The following is a 19,844-nucleotide window of genomic DNA, read 5'->3' on the forward strand; positions in this document are numbered from 1 at the left end:
CCGGGACAACGAGGGGGAGACGCTGATGCCGAGACGCCGGATCTGGATCTACGTCCTGATGTTCGCGCTGGCGACCATCAATTACGTCGATCGCGTCGTGCTCTCGGTCTCAGCGACGTCGATCACGCGGGAATTCGGCATCACGCCGGTCGAGCTCGGCTACCTGTTCTCGTCCTTCCTGTGGCTCTACGTCCTCTGCCTGGTTCCGATGGGGATGCTGGTCGACCGCTTCGGCTCGCGGGTGGTGAACGCCGCCGGGATCGGGCTGTGGTCGGCCGCCACCGCTCTCACCGCTCTCGCCTCCGGGCTCGGCGGCCTCATCGTCGCGCGCATCGCCATGGGAATCGGCGAGTCGACGACCTATCCGGCGGCCGGCCGGGTGATCCGCGAATGGATCCCGCGCTCGGAGCGGGCCCTGTTCGCGGCGATTTTCAACGCCGGAGCGTATTTCGGGCCGGCAATCGGCGGGATCGCGCTCGCCTGGCTCGTCGAGGCGGCGGGCTGGCGCGCGGCATTCCTGGCCTGCGGCGCCGCCGGGTTCGTGTGGCTCGCCGCCTGGCTCGTCTGGTATCGCCGCCCCGAGAGGGCGGGCTGGCTCGATCCCCGCGAGCGCGACCTGATCCTCGGCGAGCGCGAGCCGGACGCGGCGGCGCCCGCGGCGGCGCCCTCCTCCCTCGGCCGGCTTCTCGCCTCGCGGGCCATGCTGGGGCTGATGCTGACGCAGGGCTGCGCCGTCTACACCCAGTACCTGTTCCTGACCTGGCTGCCCAACTACTTCCAGACCGAGCGCGGGATGCCGATGCTCAAGAGCGGCGCCATGATGGCGATCCCCTATCTCGGCGCGGTCATCCTGACGACCCTCGTCGGACGCTTCAGCGATGCGCGCCTCGACGCCGCGGCGGCGGCCTCGGGCGAACGTCGCCACGTCGCCGCCTTCGCGATGCTCGCCGGCGCCGTCATCCTGCTCGCGCCGGTGACGTCGAGCGTCCCTCTGGTGCTCCTTCTGATCATGGTCGCGCTCGGCGGCGTCGCCTCGACGGTCGCTCTCAACATCGCCCTCGTCGGCGACCTCATCGCCTCCTCCGCCGATGCCGGGCGCGCGACGGGGCTCCTCATCCTTGGCGGCAACGTCTTCGGCATCCTGGCGCCGATCGTGACCGGCTACGTGGTCCAGGCGACCGGCAGCTTCGATGCGGCCTTCCTGGTGGCGGGCGGCCTGCTCCTCATCGGCGCCGCCTCGGTCTTCCTCCTCGCCCGCCACCCGATCGGCGCGCATTCCCCTTCCCTCTGCCCTTCCCTCCCTGCCAACCCGGGACCGGTGCATGTTCTTCCAGCCGCCGAGAGACCTTGAGACGACGGTGTTCGCGAGGCTGCCCGACGAGTACCGGCGGGCCGCCCCCGACAACGAGTGGGCGCGCTACCAGCCGCAGGGTGGCCCAGCCACCTCGCTGCTCGAGGGACCGTCGATCGACCGCGACGGCACCCTGTGGTGCGTCGACCTGCCGAACGGCCGGGTCTACCGGATCACGCCGGACGGGACCTTCCACGTCGCGGCCGAGTATGACGGCTGGCCCAACGGCCTGAAGTTCCACGAGGACGGCCGCATCTTCATCGCCGACTACAAGCACGGCATCATGGAGATGGACCCGGTCAACGGCCGTGTCCGACCCTTCCTCACCCGTGCTGGCCTGGCGCCGTTCAAGGGCTGCAACGACCTGTTCTTCGCCAGCAACGGCGACCTCTACTTCACCGACCAGGGCCTGACCGGGCTGCACGACCCGACCGGCCGGCTGTTTCGCCTCTCCGCCGCCGGCCGACTCGAATGCCTGCTCTCGAACGTGCCGAGCCCCAACGGCCTGGTGATGAACCTCTCCGAGTCGATGGTCTACCTCGCCGTGACCCGCGGCAACTGCGTCTGGCGCGTGCCGCTGAGCCCGGATGGAGGGGTCGCCAAGGTCGGGATCTACGTCCAGCTCTCGGGCGGCTGGGGCGGGCCGGACGGGCTCGCCCTCGACGTCGACGGCCGGCTGTTCATCGCCCATGTCGGCATGGGGGCGGTCTGGGTCGTCGACGCCATGGGCGAGCCGGTCTACCGCATCCGCACCTGCGCGGAGGCGCACACCACCAACGTCGCCTTCGGCGGTGCCGACGGGTGCACGCTCTACATCACCGAGAGCGGCAGCGGCTCGATCCTGGCGGCACGGCTCGACCGGCCCGGGCGGCCGATGTTCTCCCACGCCGATCGCAACGGTGCCGTCCGTCCGGGCGGCAAGGGGGCGTGATCGCGATCCCGACCCGGTGTCGGGCCCGGGCGAGCCTGACGATCGCGAGGCCGGCGGTCGTCACGGTCGATCGGCAGGACCGGGTCGACGTCCGGTCGATACGCGGGAGCGGAGCGCAGAGGTGAGCCCGACCGGGCGGCTTGCCGCGCTTAACGCCCTGCGGCCTCGGCGAGGACCGCATCCGCGGCGGTCCCGCTTCCGTTCATGCGGCGCAGCCGCTGCGAGACCGTGAACCGTCCCGCCGGGTGGATCGTCGAGGACATCTCGAAGATCTCGCCCTTCTCGTCGACGTAGTGGCGCACGATACGGAGCGCGGGCGCGTCGGCCTGCGCCTGCAACGCCGCCGCCCGGGCGGCCGGCAGGGCGACGGCGTCGACGGATTGCCGGATCTCCGCGCAAAGCCGGCCGTAGCGCTGCTCGATCAGCGTTGTGATCAAAACCTCCGGCGTGACCCGGGCAACCTCGCCGAGGTCGGCGTAGAGCGGGTCGATGTACACGTCGGTCCAGCTGACCGGGGGCGCGCCCGGCTCGCTGTTCAGGCGCAGGCTCGAGATCCGGAACCAGCGCGCCCCCTCCTCGCACCCGATCTCCGCAGTTAGGCCCGCATCCGCCGTGACGTGCGCCGTCTCCTGGACCACGCGGATCGTCGCGGCGCCGAACTGGATCAGGTCCTCCAGGGACGCGAGGGACTGCCGGTAGCCGGTCGTCGGTTCCACCGCCTCGACCCGCGTCCCCGCCTTCTTGTTGCGCGAGACGAGGCCCTGATCCTGCAACTGACGGATCGCGGTGCGCACCGTGTGGCGGCTCATCCCGTAATGCTCGCACAGCTCCAGCTCGGTCGGCAGCAGTGAGCCGACCGGATAGCGGCCCGTGGCGATCCCAGCTTTCAGATCCTGCGCAACCTGCGCCCACAACGTCCCGCTCATCAGTGCTTCCCGCATCGCCGCACGCCGCCGCGCGCCCGCTCCCTTGACATCATGTCCGGACATAAAATATGCATTTTAATGTTCGTACATAATGACGCCGTTCCTGGAGCGGCCGGAGGATGCCGTGAGCCGCCCGATTCCTGCACCCGCCGCCACCGTCATCGACTCGCTCCTGTTCCGCGACGCATTCGGCACCCCCGCGATGCGCGCGATCTTCTCCGACCATGCTCTGATCCGGCGATACATCGAGGTCGAGGTGGCGCTGGCCAAGGCCGAGGCGGCCTGCGGCGTCATCCCAGCGGAGGCCGCCGATGACATCGCCGCGCGCTGCAGCTTCGAGGCGCTCGACTTCGACCTGCTCCGCCACGAGACCGACAATGTCGGCTACCCCATCCTGCCGCTGGTCCACCAGCTGGTGAAGCAATGCGGCGAGGCGGGCCGCTTCGTCCACTGGGGGGCGACCACCCAGGACATCATGGACACGGCCAACGTGCTCCAGATCCGCGCCGGCCTCGATCTCGTCTCGGCCGACATCGATGCCCTGCGCACCATCCTGGCCGACCTGTCGCGCCGCCACCGCGACACCCCGATGGCGGGCCGCACCCACCTGCAGCAGGCCCTGCCCGTCACCTTCGGCTACAAGACCGCGATCTGGCTCGCCGCCCTCGACCGCCACGCCGAGCGCCTCGCGCAAGCCCGCCCCCGAGTGCTCGTCGGATCCTTCGCCGGGGCGGCGGGAACCCTGGCCTCCCTCGGCGAGAGCGGCCTCGCCGTGCAGGAGGCGCTCTGCCGCGAGCTCGGCCTCGGCGTGCCGGTCTCGACCTGGCACGTCGCCCGCGACGGCTTCGCCGAGGTGGTCAACCTGCTCGCCCTCATCACCGGGTCGCTCGGCAAGATCGCCCTCGACGTGATGATCATGGCCTCGACCGAGTTCGCCGAGGTCTACGAGCCCTTCGTCACCGGGCGCGGCGCCTCCTCAACCATGCCGCAGAAGCGCAACCCGATCTCGTCCGAGCTGATGCTCGCCGCCTCCAAGGGCGTGCGCCAGCAGGCCGGGCTGATGCTCGACGCCATGGTGCAGGATTTCGAGCGCGCGACCGGCCCCTGGCACGCCGAGTGGATGGCGATCCCCGAGAGCTTCGTGCTGACGGCAGGCGCCCTGCACCAAGCGAAGTTCGCCCTGGGCGGCCTGATCGTCGACGAGGCACAGATGCGCCGGAACCTCGGCCTCAGCCGCGGCCTGATCGTCGCCGAGGCGGTGATGATGGCGCTCGCCCCCCATACCGGCCGCCAGGCCGCGCACGACCTCGTCTACGCGGCCTGCCGCGTCGTGAACGAGCACGGCGGCACCCTGGCCGAGGCGCTCGCCGCCGTGCCGGAGGTCACCGCGCACTTCGATCGGGCGGCGATCGACCACCTGACCGACCCGGCGAACTACCTCGGCGCCGCGCCGCAGATGGTCGACCGCGTCCTCGCCTCGGCGCCGCGCGGCCGCTGACACCCCCACCCTACGACGACCGCATGCGCCGCAACGCGGGGGCGAACGCCCCCGCGGCAATACCAAGAGCGCGTGGTCACGGCCCTCGTCCCCTTCCGGAGGAAACGATGTCGACGACCGTCACCACGCCTGCCGGCCTGCACCCCCCGCCCTCGTCCGCGGCGCGGCCACGCCCGTCAATCTGGAAGAATCTCGGTTTCCAGATCATCGTCGCGATGGTGCTCGGCGCCGCCGTCGGCTTCCTGTTCCCGAGCTTCGCCGCGCAGCTGAAGATCCTCGGCGATATCTTCCTGCGGCTGATCAAGACGGCGGTCGCGCCGCTGGTCTTCCTCTGCGTCGTCGTCGGCGTGACCTCGGCGGGCGACTTCAAGCGTGTCGGCAAGGTCGGGCTGATCGCGATGCTCTACTTCGAGATCGTCTCGACCTTCGCGCTGGCGGTGGGCCTGCTCGCCGGCAACCTGCTCGGTGTCGGCCAGGGCATGGCGGAAACGACCAAGGCCACCCTCGCGCACGGTAAGGCCCCGACTGGAGCCGGCGCGCCGCACTCGACGCTCGACTTCATCCTCAACGTCTTCCCCGACAACTTCATCGGCGCCTTCGCCCGCGGCGAGTTGCTCCAGGTCCTGGTGATCGCGCTGATCTTCGGGGCGGCCCTCCTGCACCTACCCCCCGAAAAGCGTCAGCCGATCGAACGCGGCCTCAACACGATCTCGGACGCGTTCTTCGAGTTCATCCACCTGATCATGTGGTGCGCGCCGCTCGGCACCTTCGGGGCTGTCGCCTTCGCGGTCGGGTCGAGCGGCACGAGCGTACTGCTCTCGCTGATCTACCTCGTGCTGAGCTTCTATGCCGTGGTGATTGCATTCATCGTGATCATACTCGGGGCGATCTCGGCCCTGTTCAAGATCAACCTGTTCCGCTTCCTCGCCTTCATCAGGGAGGAGATCTTCATCGTGCTCGGCACCGCCTCCTCCGAGAGCGTGCTGCCGCGTCTCCTCGAGAAGCTGCCGACCTATGGCTGCTCGCGGCAATCGGTCGGTCTCGTTCTGCCCACCGGCTACGCCTTCAACCTCGACGGCACGTCGATCTACATGTCGATGGGCGTGATCTTCCTGGCCAATGCCTATCACGTGCCGCTCGATCTCGGCCAGCAGCTCGGCATCCTGGCCGTGATGCTGCTCACCTCGAAGGGCGCGGCGACCGTGTCGGGCGGCAGCTTCGTGGTCTTCGCCGCGACGGTGGCGGCGACCGGCGTTCTGCCGCTGGAGGGGCTGCCGATCCTGTTCGGCGTCTACCGGTTCATGTCGATCGCCATCGCCACCACCAACGTGATCGGCAACAGCGTCGCCACGGTCGTCACCGCCAAGCTCGCTGGGGAGTTCGACCCCCGCATGGCGGAAGAGGCGATGGCGCGTCTGCAGGCGGAGCGCGCCGTATCCCCCTGACCGACGCCGGAAAGGCCCGCGGGCCCTCCCCCATACGCCGACGAATATCCGTTTCCTCGAAGAGCCTTGCGCCATGACCGAGCCGTCGCCCATCCGGATCGAGAACGATGCCTTCGGCCCGGTCGAGATCCCGGCCGACCGCTACTGGGGCGCGCAGACGCAGCGCGCGCTCGGGGTCTTCGCGATCGGAGAGGAACGCCTGCCGGTCTGCCTCGTGCGGGCCTTCGGCCTGCAGAAGCTCGCCGCGGCCCGCGCCAACCGCCGCCTCGGGCTGCTGGATCCGTCTCTCGCCGACCCGATCGAGGCGGCGTCTCGCGAGGTGTGGGAGGGCGGGTTCGACAGCCACTTTCCCCTCGTGGTCTGGCAGACCGGTTCCGGCACCCAGACCAACATGAACGCCAACGAGGTCATCGCCAACCGCGCCAACGAGCACCTCGGCCAGGCCCTGGGGACGCGCAGCCCGGTCCACCCTAACGACCACGTGAACCGGTCCCAGTCCTCGAACGACAGCTTCCCGACCGTGATGCACCTCTGCACCGCACTGGAGCTGCGCGACCGGCTGATGCCGGCGCTTCACCTCTTGCGCGACACCCTGGCCGCGAAGGCGGTGGCCTTCGACGACGTGGTGAAGATCGGTCGGACCCACCTCATGGACGCGGTACCGATGACAGTCGGGCAGGCATTCCGCGCCTTCGCGGCGCAGATCGGATCGGGGATCGAGCGCGTCGAGGCCGTGGCTCCGCGCCTCCACCGCCTCGCACAGGGCGGAACCGCCGTCGGGTCCGGCCTCAACGCGCCGACGGGATTCGACGAGGCCTTCTGCGCGGAGGTCGCGGCCCTCTCGGGGCTTCCCGTCGTCCCCAACCCGAGCAAGTTCGAGGGGATGGGCGCCCATGACGCCCTGGTCGAGGTCTCGGGCGCCCTCAACGTGCTGGCGGTCTCAGTCATCAAGATCGCCAACGACATCCGGTTGCTCGGCTCCGGGCCGCGCTGCGGCCTCGGCGAGCTCGTGATCCCCGACGACGGCCTGTCGTCGTCGATCATGCCGGGCAAGCGCAACGCGACGGTCGCCGAGGCGCTGGTGCAGGCCGCCTTCCAGGTCATCGGCAACCACGCCACGGTCACGGCGGCGGGTGCCTCCGGGACCTTCGAGCTGAACGTCGCCAAGCCGGTCCTGATCCACAACCTGCTGCAATCGATCCGGGTGCTGGCGGACGGCGCCTGCGTCTTCGCCCTGCGGCTGGTGCGGGACCTCGATGTCGATCGGGACCGCCTTGCCGACAACGTGGCGAACGCCCTGCTGCTCGCAACGGCGCTCAACCCGATCCTCGGCTACGACCGCGTCGCCGCGATCACCCGGACGGCCATGAGCGAGGGGGTGACCCCGCGCGCGGCGGCGATCGCCCTGGGCTTCGCGACGGCTGAGGAGTACGACCGCCTCGTCGATCCGGCAGCGATGGCCTTGCCCGGCGCCGGTACGCGCCAGGATCGGGACGTGTGAAGCGGCGGGACGCCTTGCGGATCCGAAAGGCGGCCTCGCCTTCTACTCCGACGGGGTCAGGTAATCCGGGCAGGCGACGATACCGAGGGTTGCCGCGACCTCGAACCGGCCGAGCCACCGGTCGATAGCCTCGGCGAGATGCCGCTCCAGGAGCAGGGCCGCCCCGCGCGCATCGCCGTCGAGCAGATGATCCAAGATGGCGAGGTGCTCGTGTAGGGCATGCTCGATCTTGTGCATCGGGATTCCGAGGATCGGGTCGATCAGGTGCCGCGTCGGACCGAACAGGAAATGCGTTGGCTTGAGGGCGTGAATCAGCTCGTCGTTCCCCGAATGGCCGAGAAGATCCCGATGCAAATCGGTCTCGGCCCGGTCGAAATCCTCGCCGTCGATCGCGGGCCGGGCCAGCGTCGCCTCGATATGCGCCTTCGCCTGCCGGAGGAGGGCCATCGGAATGCGCGGCGCGGCCTCGGCCAGCAAGACCGGTTCGAGCAGCCGGCGCAGCGCGTAGAGATTGCGGATCCGCTGCGGCGTCACCCGGCGGGCCACCCAGCGCCCGGCGGCATCCTTGGTGACGAGGCCGACGCCGTCCATGCGGGCAAGGAGGTCGCGCGTCACCGTCCGGCTCACGCCGTAATGCTGCGCGAGCCGCAGGTCGTTGACCCGGACCGAGTGAAACAGGATCTGTCCGTAGAGTTCCTGCTCCACCGCGCCGTACAGGGTTTCCCATCGGCGCTGATGCGCCATCGGCGCAGGGTCGAGCGGTGGTGCCGCATCATCCCCCTCCCCGGCTGCAGCGATGCCCCCGACCCTGTAGCCACGCGCCCCGTCCTCTGAGACGAGCCGCTCCGCCGCCAGGGCATTCAGGGCGCCGCGGGCCGGCGAGCGGCTGACGCCGAATGTCCGGGCAAGCTGCGACTCGAGCAGGCGAGTCCCCGGCCGGATGCGGCCTTCCGCGATCCCTGCCTTGAGGTGGGCGTAGATCCGGTCCTGCAGCGAGACCGCGGATGATGTGACGAGCGGCGCCCGCCGGTCCGCCTCGTCCCGTGCCGGTCTCCGGTCGATCGTCATACCCTTCTCCCGGGAACGGCCGCGGGGCGACGCGATGGCGTCGGAACCCGGTGACGGCGGTTGACTCCAATGTACACTGGATGCAGTGTACGCTCTAACAAGGGCGATAGGCGAGGCTTCAAGGCCGGTCTGCCGACCCGAACCAGCCGAAAAGGGACGAAACGTCGGGGCTGCCCGTCGTCGGAGAGCGGTCCGACGCAGCATGGATGCTCCCGGCCACGACACGCCACACGGGCCGGCAAGCGCTGCCGGCCCCCGGTTGCAGGCCTGAAGCGTAGATCGTCGGGCTGATTCGGCGGCACGGTCGCCATGCCCATTCATCCTTCACAGCGGAACCTGACGATCATCGCCGCGAGCGCCGCAGCGAAACCCAGGAGGTCACCGTGTACGACGTCAAGAAGATGTTCGGCGATTACGACATGCATCCAAACAGCGGCGTCAATCCGCAATATGCGCCGGCCTATCCGGTCGAATGGGAATGCGCGCTGCGGACCGTCGAGGTCATGACCCGGGTCGATCGGGTAAAGGTCGCCGCCCTCCTTGCCGACACGCCGTTCGAGCTCGTCAACGACCGGGTCGCCTTCCGCTTCATGGCCTCGCCGGGGCACACCCTGTCGCTTCATCAAGGGCGCATGTTCGACCTCATGGTGACGGTCGCTGTCCGCTACGAAGGATTGTTCACCCAGACGCATCTCTACATGTATTGCAGCGACCCGATGGGGATCGCGGCCGGGCGCGAGCTTTTCGGCTATACCAAGAAGGATTGCACCTACGCGTTCGACGAGGCTCCGGACGGATCGATCTCCGGCCGGGTCGACCGCCGTGGCGGTCCGCTCGCGGAGTTCCGGTTCACACCCGATCCCGACGCGCCGGTCGTGCGCCTCGTCGACGCCGACGAGCAGCCGGGCGGCGAGATCCACGTCCGGCGCCTCCCGCATCCGGAGCGTTTGGAGACGGCCTATGCCGACATCGTCTATCGGCGCACGCCCCTCGCCTATTCCGAGCCACGCCCCGGGCGGGCCGAGATGACGCTGAACGCCTCCGCCTTCGATCCGATCGCAGCGCTGGAGCCCGAGATCCTGTCGGCGCAGTTCATGGTGTCCGATGTCTATGGCGGCGGCTTTGCGGTCGAGGACCGGCGCCTGCTCAAGCGCTTGATCCCGTAACGCCCGCGCCGTCCCCGCGCACGGATCGATCACCATGGGAGAGGATACGATGCCATCGACGGCCTTCAGTGCGCGCCGGATCGGCCGCAGGATTTTCCTAGCCGGCGGCGTCGGCGCGGCGGTCCTGGGATCGACCCGCCTCAGGGCCGAACCGGTGCGTCCGGTCAGGATCGGCGTCCTGACCGACATGTCCAGCCTCTACGCGGATTGCACGGGCCAGGGCTCGGTTCTTGCCACGCAGCTGGCCACGGAGGATCTCGGTGCCGGTCCCTCGCTGCCCGTCGAGATCCTCAGCGCCGATCACCAGAACAAGGCCGACGTTGCCGCGGCGATCGCCCGCAAATGGATCGATCAGGATGGGGTCGACGTCATCACCGACGTCCCGAACTCGGCCGTCGCCCTGGCGGTCGGCAGCGTGGTGCGCGACAAGAACAAGGTGATGCTGGCCTCGGGCCCGTCTTCCTCCGACCTGACCGGCAAGGCCTGCTCGCCGAACACGATCCACTGGACCTACGACACCTACGCGCTCGCGACCGGCGCCGCGACGGCGGTCGTCGCCTCCGGGGCGCGCTCGTGGTTCACCCTCACGGCCGACTACGCCTTCGGTCACGCGATGGAGGGGGATGTCCGGCGCGTGGTCGAGCGGAGCGGCGGCAAGGTCATCGGCGGCGTGCGGACCCCGATCAACACGCCCGATTTCTCGTCCTTCCTGCTGCAAGCACAGGCCTCGGGAGCCCAGGTCGTCGGTCTGATCAACGCCGGGGGCGACACGATCAACTCGATCAAGCAGGCGGTCGAGTTCGGCATTCCGGTGGGTGTGCAGAAGCTCGTGGCGACGGTCCTCTACATCACCGACGTCCACTCCCTCGGTCTCGAGACGGCGAAGGGGCTGCAATTCACCGAGGCCTTCTACTGGGATCTGAACGAGGGAACCCGGGCCTGGACGAAGCGATTCGTCCCGAGAAACCGCGACCGCTACCCGAGCGCACTGCATGCCGGCGCCTATGCTTCGGCCCTGCACTACCTGCGCGCCGTCCAATCGCTCGGCAGCGCGGCCGACGGCCGGGCCGTCGTCTCCCGGATGAAGGAGATGCCGACCGATGATCCCCTGTTCGGCAAGGGCTCGATCCGGCCCGACGGCCGCAAGCTCCATCCGATGTACCTGTTCGAGGTGAAGAGCCCGGCCGACTCGAAATACCCGTGGGATTACTACAAGGTCGTGCAGTCGATCCCGGCCGACGTCGTGTGGCGTCCGCTCGGCGAGGGCGGCTGCCCGATGGTCAAGGCATGAGCGTCGCGCTCGTCACCGGCGGCGGGGGTGGCCTCGGACGCGCCATCGCTCTCCGGCTCGCCCGGGACGGCGCCGCGATCGCGCTGGCCGACCACGATCCCGCTTCGGGCACGGAGACCGCGCGGCTGGTCGAGGCCGCGGGCCGGCGCGCCTTATTCGTCAGGACGGACGTCTCCGACAGCGCCGGATTCGCCGCCTGCGTCGCGGCCGTCGAAGGCGATCTCGGACCAATCACGGCCTTCGTCAGCAATGCGGGCATCGAGGGTGTCGTCGCTCCGATCGACGAATACCCGGACGACGTCTTCGACCGGGTTCTCGCCGTCAACGCCAAGGGTACGTTCCTGGGCCTGAAGCATGTTCTCGGCCGGATGCGCCAGCGCGGCGCCGGGTCGATAGTCACCATCGCCTCCACCTCCGCGATCCGGGGCCGTGCCGGCCTCGCGGGATACGTGGCCGCCAAGCATGCCGTTCTCGGGCTGACCCGGGTGGCGGCGCTCGACGTCCAGGGGACGGGCGTTCGGGTGAACGCCGTCCTGCCCGGACCGATCGACACCCGCATGATTCACTCGCTCGACGCGCAGGCCCTCAGTTCCGGTGGCGCGATCCGGAGGGCGGGACAGCCTACTTACGGCAAGCCCGCCGACGTTGCGAACGTTGTCGCGTTCCTCCTGTCCGATGAAGCCGCGCATGTGAATGGAGCCGCCCTTACGGTCGACGCCGCAGCCAGCGTCCTGTGAGCGCCAAGAGCAGACCTGCGATCCGGGTGGCCCGAATGGCTGCTCGTAGCCCGACACCGGGCCTTCATGCTTCGCCGTCTCCGCTGCAGCCGTTGCATTCATTCGCGCAAGCTTCGCGTATAGAGCCGGCATCGCTGCTCGGCGTCAGCCTAGTAAATCCTAAGCTAGTGCGTAATCCGCGGATTCATTCATGGTTTTGGTCGAAAGTAGACTCCCGTATGGTCAGGCCGATTGGGTTCTGACCCTAACGGACTAAGTTCCGCTGATCACAATACTAGCGTGCGCTGATGGAACCAAGCGACACTCTCGAACTCCGTTTCAAGACTAGGTCGAAAGCTGTAATTTTATTATATTTTGATGTAATAGTAATATTTAATACCTAATCATATTGCAAAACTGACAAATTATATAAATCAATTGCATTGCGATAGAAGAGGCCCATGCGATCATCGGGTGAAAGGTCAGCGGTCATCAGCTTGAACGCGTTCCAGAGTGGCACGTACCCAACCATTCCCTTGTCGACGGGAAAGTTGCTCTCGAACATGCAGCGCTGCGGCCCGAACCAGTCTATGCACGGAAGGATCCACGGCGACCAGGCCCGGACGAGTTCGTCCGAGGTCGGGGGTCGCGGGGCGTCATCGAAGTCGTAGCCGTTGACCCGCATCGCCAGGCCGCCGAGCTTCAGCCGGACATTCGGACGTTCGGCGACGCGCCGCATCCGAGTCGACCAATTGTCATGAACTTCGTCGCGCCGACCTCGATAGGCGCCCATCCCAAGGGGACCACCGCAATGGTCGAGGATGATGGTCGTGTCCGGGCACGCATCGGCGAGCGCGCATACCTCGTCGAGTTGCGTGTGATAGCAGAACGCATCGAGCGTCAGCCCGAACCGCGGCAAAAGCCGACCGGCTTCGGCGAACAGGGGATGCGCCAGGAGCCCAGGCGTCGGTGGCACCGGGTTCGAAGTGATCGCCGGGTCCGGGTGATAGGCGGTCTGGTTGCGGATGCCCCGCAGCCGGCCGCCGCCGGCACGCAGCAGCGCCTCGAGCACCGGAACGATCCGCTCACCGAGCATCATGTCGGCGAAGCCGACGATGCCCGCACAGGCATGGCGACGACCATAGAGACCGCTCGCCGCCTGCGCGGCGACGCCGTTCGCGAACTCGACCTCGCCGACCGGCTGGAACTCGGGCGCCAGATCGGGCCGGTACATCGAGCGGCTCTGCACGAACACCGTGGCACGGACGTCGTGCCCGGCCTCCATATCGGCGAGCAGGTCGAGGAACAGGTAGCGCTGGCCCTCCGGCCGGTCCCAGAGGTGGTGGTGGCAATCGACGATAGGCAGATCCGGCTCAATCGCCGCTTCGCGGGTCAGGCCGAGCCAGTCGGGGCGGACGGGAGCGTGGATCCGGCGCGTCGCCATCAGGCTTCCACCTCGCAGCCGAGCCGCGTCAGCGCCGTCCCGACCCAGGCGCGGTCGTAGCGGCGCTCCTCGATCGCCCGCATCATCTCCTCCTCGGCCCGGTGCTTCTCCTGCGCCGCCCGGTACACCGCCTCGGCTTCGTCGAAGGGAACACAGACGAGGCCGTCCGCGTCGCCGATCACGAGGTCGCCCGGCTCGATCACCATGCCGTCGATGGCGACCGGCACGTTGATCTCGCCCGGACCATCCTTGTAGGGGCCGCGATGGGTGACGCCGGCTGCGTAGACCGGGAAGTCGCGCTCGGCGATCCAGGCCACGTCGCGGATCGCTCCGTTCAGCACGAACCCGCCGATCCCGCGCGTGCGGGCATAGGCGACCATCAACTCACCGATCAGCGCGTTGGTGAGGTCGCCGCCGCCATCGACCACCACGATGTCGCCGGGCGCGGCGAGGTCGAGGGCGGCGTGGATCATCAGGTTGTCGCCCGGCCGCGTCCTGACCGTGAGCGCGGGCCCCGCCATCACGCCGCTGCGGTGCATCGGGCGCAGCCGGGACCCGGCGGCGCTCATTCGGGCCATCGAATCGCTGATATTGGCGACCGGAAGCGCGCGGAACTGTGCGACGAGATCCTCGCCGACGGCGCGGCGACGCTTGCGAATGCGGAAACCGAGCATATCAAACCTCGTTCAGGCGGGGGAGGTAGAGAGAGCCCGCCTCGCGCGGACTTTCACCGGGCGGTCAATTTGCGCGGTGCGGTGCAGCGCCCTGTTCGGCTCCATGTTGCGCGTAGTGCCGGGACGATCCGAAAGCGCAGGAGAGCTGGGCGGCTTCATCAACGAGGAGGCTGCGGACCCGTTCATCGGACGGCTCGAAGCGGCCGATCGGCCCCGACAGCGTCAGGGCGCCGACGAGCGCCTCGCGCACGCCAAAGACCGGAACCGAGATCGACGTGGTGAGCGGGTCGACCAGGCCGGAGGTCTGGCGGATGTAGCTGCCCTCAATCCTCGGCGAGCGCTCGGCATGCTGCAGGACCTGCCCCGTCGACGTCTCGTCGAAAGGGCTGGTGTCGCCCTGGCGCAGGCTCACCCGCAGGCTGTGCGGCGAGTTGTGCCGGAAGAGGCAGACGCGCGTGTCGCCCTCCCGTACGTAGAACGAGGCGGTCTCACCGCTGGCGGCGACCAGCCGCTCCAGCGACGGCTTGATGATGCCGAGATGATCGACCGAATGCTCGTAGACGGCGGCGAGCTGAACCACCTTGATGCCGAGCTGATAGGTGCCGTCCTGGTTCTTCCGAACCATGTTCTCGCGGACGAGCGTGATCATGTAGCGGAGGATCACGCTCTTGAAGAGCCCGGTGGAGGCTTCGAGCTCGGGCAGCGAGAGCGGCTTCTCGTGGCTCAGGAAGGCATTGAGAATCGTCATCGTGCGTTCTGCCGCCGAGACGGAGCGGTCGGGCGCAGAGTCGGGCTCGGGTTCGGTCCTGGTCGTTGCCATCCATCCTCACTCAGCGCCGTTCGGAATCGCGCTCGCCGAGCGGCCCCCTCGACAGTGGGTCGGCTCTCGGATCATATCATAATCAGATTATGAAAAAAGCGGCAACCGGAAGATGCCGGATCCGGCCCGATCCATGCACCCCGTCCCACGAGCCGGCATGGAAAGGCCTTGCGTCATTCGTTTTCATAATGCAGTTATGAAACATGCCGCAATGAGGAGAGGCTCATGACATCGATGTTCCTGTCGCGCCGGACCGGGCTGGCCGCGCTCGCTCTCTCGCTCCTCGCCGCGGCTCCGGCCTGGGCCGACCGGCTCGCCGACATGAAGGCGCGGGGCAGCCTGGTTTGCGCGACCCTGAACTCGTCCGAGCCCCTCGGCTTCCAGGACCTGGCGACGCGCAAGACGGTCGGTTTCGACGTCGACACCTGCGCGGCCATCGCCAAGCATCTCGGCGTGTCACTCGACCTGCGCTCGGTGTCGGTAGAGGCGCGGATCCCGGAACTCGCGCTCGGCCGAGTCGACCTGATCGCCGCCGCTCTCGGCTACACCAAGGAGCGTGCGCAGCAGATCGCCTTCACGGCCGCGCACTACCAGGTGCCGATCAAGCTCATCGTGCGGGTCGATTCGGGGTTGAACAAGCTGTCCGACTTCAAGGGCCGCAAGATCAGCGCCAACAAGGGCTCGACGCCGGAACTCTACGCCCGCCGCCGGACCGAAGCCGAGGTCGTGACCTTCCAGGATCCGCCGGCGGCATTCCTGGCGCTGCAGCAGGGCAAGGTCGACGGGCTCGCCCTCGCGGCGCCCTCCGCTGTACGCTACGTCAACGAGACTGGCGGCAAGTTCCGCTTCGTGGACGAGCCCCTCGCCTACGAGGCGACCGCCCTCGGCGTGAAGAAGGACGAGCCGGCGCTGCTCGCGGCGGTCAACAAGGCCATGGAGGATATGGAGGCTGCCGGCGAGATCGACGCGCTTTGGACCAAGTGGTACGGGCCGAAGTCCAAGTACAACCTGCCGCGCGAGAAGAAGCTGACGCCGATCTCCGCCTTCGAGTGAGGGCTTTTCGCACGCGGGCCTCGCATGCGGGAGGCTGGCGTCCCGGGGCATGGGGTTGAGGCTCGGCTATGCATCTCGATTTCGGGGCGGTGCTGACGCCCCAATACGCGCACTGGATCCTGTGGGGCGCCGCGACCTCGGCCGCACTGTTCTTGTCCTCGTGGGTTCTGGCCTTCGCGAGCGCGGCCGTCCTAGTGGCGATCGGCTCGGCCCCGTTCCGCGGAGCCCGCTGGGCCGTCGCCGGCTTCGTCGCTTATCACCGCAACATCCCGATGCTGGTCCAGATCTTCGTCTGGTACTTCGCGGTACCGCAGCTCCTGCCGGAGCCGTTGACGCGCTGGGTCAATTCGCACAACAGCGAATTCATCTTCGCCATGATCGCGCTGTTCCTGAACGCGGCGGCCTACATGTCGGAGGACATGCGCAGCGGCCTGCGAGCGCTGCCGCCCGCGCAGATGGAGGCCGGGCGGGCTTTGGGTCTCAGCTACCTGCAGACGATGCGCGACGTGCTGCTGCCGCAAGCCGTCCGCGCCGCCCTGCCGGCCCTCGTCAACCAGTCGCTCTCGTTGTTCAAGGCCACCAGCCTCGCCATGGCGGTCGGTGTCGCCGAGATGACCTATACCTCGCGCCAGGTCGAGAACGAGACCTACCGCACCTTCGAGACCTTCGCGATCGCCTCGCTGTTCTACGTCACGCTGTCCTTCGCCATCATGGCGCTGGGCGCCTGGGCGGACCGCCGCAATCTCCGCGCCGCGGGACACTGACGATGCAGGACATCCTCGACATACTGCGCGATTACGGCCTGCTGCTGGCGGTCGGGCAGTTCCCGGACGGCCCGATCGGCGGGCTCGCGCTCACGCTCATCCTGGCGGTGACCGGCCTCACAGTGTCGTTCCCGCTCTCGGTGCTGATCGGGGTCGGCCGCACCAGCCACCACCCCGCGATCGCCTGGACCTGCACCGCCTTCGTCACCCTCGTGCGGGCGCTGCCGCTCCTGATGCTGATCTTCTGGGCCTACTTCGTCGTCCCGCTGATCATCGGCCGCACGGTCTCGGCGCTCACCACGGTGATCTGCGCCCTCGTAGTGTACGAGACCGCCTACCTCGCCGAGGTGGTCCGCGCCGCGATCCTCGCCCTGCCGAAGGGGCAGACCGAGGCGTCTCGCTCGCTCGGGCTGAGCGCGTCCCAGACGCTCCGCGACGTGATCCTGCCCCAGGCCCTGTTCAACGCCATCCCGAGCATCCTCAACCAGTTCATCTCGCTGGTGAAGAACACCTCGGTCGCATACATCATCAGCGTCAGCGAGCTGACCTACTCCGCTTATCAGATCAACGCGCAGCTGATGACCAAGCCGCTGCAGGTCTACCTGATTCTGGCGGCGATCTATTTCATCATCTGCTTCTCGCTGAGCCGCCTCGTGCGCCTGGTCGAGAAGCGCATCGATGCGAGCCGCAAGGCTCCGGTGGCAGCGGGGAGCGCGGCATGATCGTCTTCGACAAGGTCGAGAAGTGGTACGGCAGCTTCCACGCCCTCAAGGATGTCTGCGAGACCGTGGCCGCCGGGGAGGTCGTAGTGGTGTGCGGGCCGTCGGGCTCCGGCAAGTCGACCCTGATCCGGACGGTCAACCGGCTGGAGCCGATCCAGGGCGGTCGCATCGCGATCGACGGGCGCGACATCCACGGTCCCAGCATCGACGTGAACGAGCTGCGCAGCCACATCGGCTTCGTATTTCAGCAGTTCAACCTATTCCCGCACCTGAGCGTGGCACGCAACGTGATGCTCGCGCCGATGCGGGTGCACCGGATGCCCGAGAAGGCGGCGCGCGAGGCCGCCCTCGCCCTGCTGGACAAGGTCGGCCTCGCGCATAAGGCGGACGAGTTCCCGCCGCGGCTCTCGGGCGGCCAGCAGCAGCGCGTCGCCATCGCCCGGGCGCTCGCCATGAAGCCGCCGGTCATGCTGTTCGACGAGCCGACCTCGGCCCTTGACCCGGAGCTCGTCGGCGAGGTCCTCACCGTCATGAAGCAGCTCGCAGCCGAGGGCATGACGATGGTCTGCGTCACTCACGAGATGGGCTTTGCCCGCGAGGTCGCCGACCGGGTGATCTTCATGGATGCGGGCGCCGTTCTGGAGCGCGCCAAGCCCGAGGACTTCTTCCTCCGGCCCCAGCACCCGCGGGCGACGAAGTTCGTCTCCGACATCCGCCACGCCTGACCGCCCTCCCGCGCGCCGGGCCGTCCGGCTCTCGCGCTGCCTGGATCACCCCGATGCCGTTCCTGTCCGACGCACTTTCCCGCATCAAGCCCTCGGCGAGCATCGTCGCCAATGCGCGCGCACGTGCGCTCGCGGAGCAGGGGCGCGACGTGATCGCGCTGAGCTCGGGCGAGCCCGACTTCGACACCCCCGACCACATCAAGGCCGCGGCGAGCCGCGCGATGGCCGAGGGCCGGACCAAGTACACCCCGGTCGGCGGCATCCCCGAACTGCGTCAGGCAATCCGCGCCAAGTTCCGGCGGGAAAACGGGCTCGATTACGGCCTCGACCAAATCATCGTTGGCACCGGCGGCAAGCAGGTCATCGCCAACGCGATGGTGGCCACGGTCAATCCGGGCGACGAGGTGATTGTCCCGGCGCCGTACTGGGTCTCCTATCCGGAGATCGTGGCCCTGTGTGGCGGTACGCCGGTGATCGCGCCTACCCGCGCAGCGGGGGGTTTTCGCCTGACGGCCGAGACGCTCGAACCCCTGATCACCCGTAAGACCAAGTGGCTGATCCTCAATTCGCCGTCGAACCCGAGCGGGGCGGCCTATGGACGGGAGGAGATCGCGCGCCTCACCGCCGTGCTCGCCCGCCATCCGCAGGTCTGGATCCTGTCCGACGACATCTACGAGCACCTGATTTACGACGGCGGGGCGTTCTGGACGCCCGCCCAGGTCGCACCGGAGCTTTACAACCGTACGCTGACGGTGAACGGGGTGTCGAAGGCTTACGCCATGACGGGCTGGCGCATCGGCTATGCTGGCGGGCCGCGCCCGCTGATCAAGGCGATGGACACCGTGCAAGGTCAGTTCACCTCGGGCGCTTGTTCGATCGCCCAATGGGCAGCGGTCGCGGCGCTCGACGGTCCGCAGGACGACCTGGCTTTGCGCCGCCGGGCCTTCGAGGAGCGCCGCAACCTCGTGGTGTCGATGCTCAACCAGGCGACTGGCCTGCGCTGCCCCGTCCCGGAAGGGGCGTTCTACGTCTTCCCGTCCTGCGAGGCGCTCTATGGCAAGCGGACGCCGTCGGGCCAGGTCGTGACGACGGACGAGGACGTCGTAGGCGCCCTGCTCGACGCGGAAGCGGTCGCCGTCGTGCATGGCGGCGCTTACGGCTTGCCAGGCCATTTCCGCGTCTCCTACGCCGCCTCTACCCAGACGCTGGAGGAGGCGTGCCGACGCATCCAGCGCTTCTGCGCCTCCCTGGCCTGACCCGCCGAGAACTACGCGCGACGGGCGTGTCGCAAACTCGGGCTCGGGATGCAGAAGGGGCTGCCCACTCCCGTTCTCACGCATTGTTCGCGACGGGGAGGCCAAAGCAAGCGGCGAGCAGATGGTTCTACTCCCCTATAATCCGCGCGCCCGCGAACCCGAAGCCCTTCCGCAGCCCCAGCACCGCTTCGAAGCCCTCGATCGTGCGCCGCGCCGTGTAAGACGAGCGGGGCCCGCTCACTCAGTGCATCGCCTGACGGGTCCCCGTATCTTGGTCCTGCCCAAAGGGCAAGCTTCCGGCTCTCCTCCGGCGGCCTCTCGAGCCGTCGAGGCGAATCCCTGAGGTGTCCGCCATCCTAAGAGCAGTGGGTGGAAGGCTCCGCCTGTCAATAAAATGATCTATTCCTGACAGGCAGATGGACCGTCGGCGCTAGCGCGCTTGACGCGAGAGCCCAGCGACGCGGCGAATGTCAGAGCCTGTTTGACTATGAAT

The 19,844-nt window shown here is 68.1% G+C and carries 18 protein-coding genes and 1 pseudogene; 13 read left to right on the forward strand and 6 right to left on the reverse strand.

The features are described 5' to 3' along the window. The first annotated feature begins 25 nt into the window (after window positions 1-25). Together QR78_RS21850 and QR78_RS21855 are read left to right on the forward strand one after the other, a co-directional pair. Complete coding sequence (locus tag QR78_RS21850; protein ID WP_202972661.1) at window positions 26-1,351, forward strand: MFS transporter; 1,326 nt, start codon at window positions 26-28, stop codon at window positions 1,349-1,351. Further along, window positions 1,323-2,282: an SMP-30/gluconolactonase/LRE family protein gene (locus QR78_RS21855; protein WP_048429681.1), complete on the forward strand. Its 960-nt coding sequence runs from the start codon at window positions 1,323-1,325 to the stop codon at window positions 2,280-2,282. The genes QR78_RS21850 and QR78_RS21855 overlap by 29 nt, the downstream gene beginning before the upstream one ends. 149 nt (window positions 2,283-2,431) lie before the next feature. Here QR78_RS21855 and QR78_RS21860 read toward each other — a convergent pair whose 3' ends face one another. Further along, a complete protein-coding gene (locus tag QR78_RS21860; RefSeq protein WP_048429682.1) occupies window positions 2,432-3,208 on the reverse strand; it encodes a GntR family transcriptional regulator in 777 nt (258 codons plus the stop codon). A 136-nt stretch (window positions 3,209-3,344) separates the two neighbouring features. Here QR78_RS21860 and pcaB point away from each other — a divergent pair, with 136 nt between their 5' ends. The 3 genes from pcaB (at window position 3,345) to QR78_RS21875 (ending at window position 7,652) form a co-directional block, all read left to right on the forward strand. Further along, window positions 3,345-4,706, forward strand: coding sequence for a 3-carboxy-cis,cis-muconate cycloisomerase (gene pcaB, locus QR78_RS21865; protein WP_082171506.1), 1,362 nt, complete (start codon window positions 3,345-3,347; stop codon window positions 4,704-4,706). A gap of 107 nt (window positions 4,707-4,813) precedes the next feature. Further along, entirely contained in the window at window positions 4,814-6,151 is a 1,338-nt protein-coding gene (locus QR78_RS21870) for a cation:dicarboxylate symporter family transporter (RefSeq protein WP_082171500.1), read from the forward strand. A 73-nt stretch (window positions 6,152-6,224) separates the two neighbouring features. Continuing rightward, complete coding sequence (locus QR78_RS21875; protein WP_048429684.1) at window positions 6,225-7,652, forward strand: class II fumarate hydratase; 1,428 nt, start codon at window positions 6,225-6,227, stop codon at window positions 7,650-7,652. Between the two features lie 42 nt (window positions 7,653-7,694). On the opposite strand, the gene QR78_RS21880 is transcribed toward QR78_RS21875, so the two are convergent. Then, window positions 7,695-8,924, reverse strand: a complete 1,230-nt coding sequence (locus QR78_RS21880) for a GntR family transcriptional regulator (RefSeq protein ID WP_158004064.1) — start codon at window positions 8,922-8,924, stop codon at window positions 7,695-7,697. Between the two features lie 179 nt (window positions 8,925-9,103). On the opposite strand from QR78_RS21880, the gene QR78_RS21885 reads away from it, so the two are divergent. Genes QR78_RS21885 through QR78_RS21895 form a run of 3 tightly spaced genes read left to right on the forward strand, consistent with a single transcriptional unit; the run spans window position 9,104 to window position 11,914 of the window. Then, on the forward strand, window positions 9,104-9,886 hold the full coding sequence (locus tag QR78_RS21885) for an acetoacetate decarboxylase family protein (RefSeq protein WP_202972716.1): 783 nt from the start codon (window positions 9,104-9,106) through the stop codon (window positions 9,884-9,886). 49 nt (window positions 9,887-9,935) lie between these two features. Then, window positions 9,936-11,177: an ABC transporter substrate-binding protein gene (locus QR78_RS21890; protein ID WP_053221033.1), complete on the forward strand. Its 1,242-nt coding sequence runs from the start codon at window positions 9,936-9,938 to the stop codon at window positions 11,175-11,177. Next, the gene (locus QR78_RS21895; protein WP_048429685.1) at window positions 11,174-11,914 is read left to right on the forward strand and encodes an SDR family NAD(P)-dependent oxidoreductase; all 741 of its coding nucleotides are present in this window, start codon (window positions 11,174-11,176) and stop codon (window positions 11,912-11,914) included. The genes QR78_RS21890 and QR78_RS21895 overlap by 4 nt, the downstream gene beginning before the upstream one ends. Before the next feature lie 379 nt (window positions 11,915-12,293). Here the strand turns inward: QR78_RS21895 and QR78_RS21900 are convergent, their stop codons facing one another. From QR78_RS21900 to QR78_RS21910, 3 genes are all read right to left on the reverse strand, one after another. After that, on the reverse strand, window positions 12,294-13,337 hold the full coding sequence (locus tag QR78_RS21900; protein WP_048429686.1) for an amidohydrolase family protein: 1,044 nt from the start codon (window positions 13,335-13,337) through the stop codon (window positions 12,294-12,296). Further along, the gene (locus QR78_RS21905; RefSeq protein WP_048429687.1) at window positions 13,337-14,011 is read right to left on the reverse strand and encodes an RraA family protein; all 675 of its coding nucleotides are present in this window, start codon (window positions 14,009-14,011) and stop codon (window positions 13,337-13,339) included. Before QR78_RS21905 ends, QR78_RS21900 begins: the two co-directional genes overlap by 1 nt. A 64-nt stretch (window positions 14,012-14,075) precedes the next feature. Beyond that, window positions 14,076-14,831, reverse strand: a complete 756-nt coding sequence (locus tag QR78_RS21910) for an IclR family transcriptional regulator (protein WP_048429688.1) — start codon at window positions 14,829-14,831, stop codon at window positions 14,076-14,078. 225 nt (window positions 14,832-15,056) lie between these two features. On the opposite strand from QR78_RS21910, the gene QR78_RS21915 reads away from it, so the two are divergent. From QR78_RS21915 to QR78_RS21935, 5 genes are all read left to right on the forward strand, one after another. Beyond that, window positions 15,057-15,884 carry an ABC transporter substrate-binding protein gene (locus tag QR78_RS21915; RefSeq protein WP_048429689.1) on the forward strand — a complete coding sequence of 276 codons (828 nt, stop codon included), beginning with the start codon at window positions 15,057-15,059 and terminating at the stop codon, window positions 15,882-15,884. A 68-nt stretch (window positions 15,885-15,952) separates the two neighbouring features. Next, a complete protein-coding gene (locus QR78_RS21920; protein WP_048429690.1) occupies window positions 15,953-16,648 on the forward strand; it encodes an amino acid ABC transporter permease in 696 nt (231 codons plus the stop codon). 2 nt (window positions 16,649-16,650) lie between these two features. Continuing rightward, complete coding sequence (locus QR78_RS21925; protein WP_179945851.1) at window positions 16,651-17,370, forward strand: amino acid ABC transporter permease; 720 nt, start codon at window positions 16,651-16,653, stop codon at window positions 17,368-17,370. Further along, a complete protein-coding gene (locus QR78_RS21930) occupies window positions 17,367-18,095 on the forward strand; it encodes an amino acid ABC transporter ATP-binding protein (protein WP_048429691.1) in 729 nt (242 codons plus the stop codon). Before QR78_RS21925 ends, QR78_RS21930 begins: the two co-directional genes overlap by 4 nt. A gap of 53 nt (window positions 18,096-18,148) precedes the next feature. After that, the gene (locus QR78_RS21935) at window positions 18,149-19,351 is read left to right on the forward strand and encodes a pyridoxal phosphate-dependent aminotransferase (RefSeq protein WP_048429692.1); all 1,203 of its coding nucleotides are present in this window, start codon (window positions 18,149-18,151) and stop codon (window positions 19,349-19,351) included. 127 nt (window positions 19,352-19,478) lie between these two features. Here the strand turns inward: QR78_RS21935 and QR78_RS34310 are convergent. Continuing rightward, window positions 19,479-19,592: pseudogene (locus QR78_RS34310) on the reverse strand (IS6 family transposase); the annotation flags it as partial. Between the last annotated feature and the right edge of the window lie 252 nt (window positions 19,593-19,844).

This window comes from Methylobacterium indicum (genome assembly GCF_001043895.1).
GTDB lineage: Bacteria > Pseudomonadota > Alphaproteobacteria > Rhizobiales > Beijerinckiaceae > Methylobacterium > Methylobacterium indicum.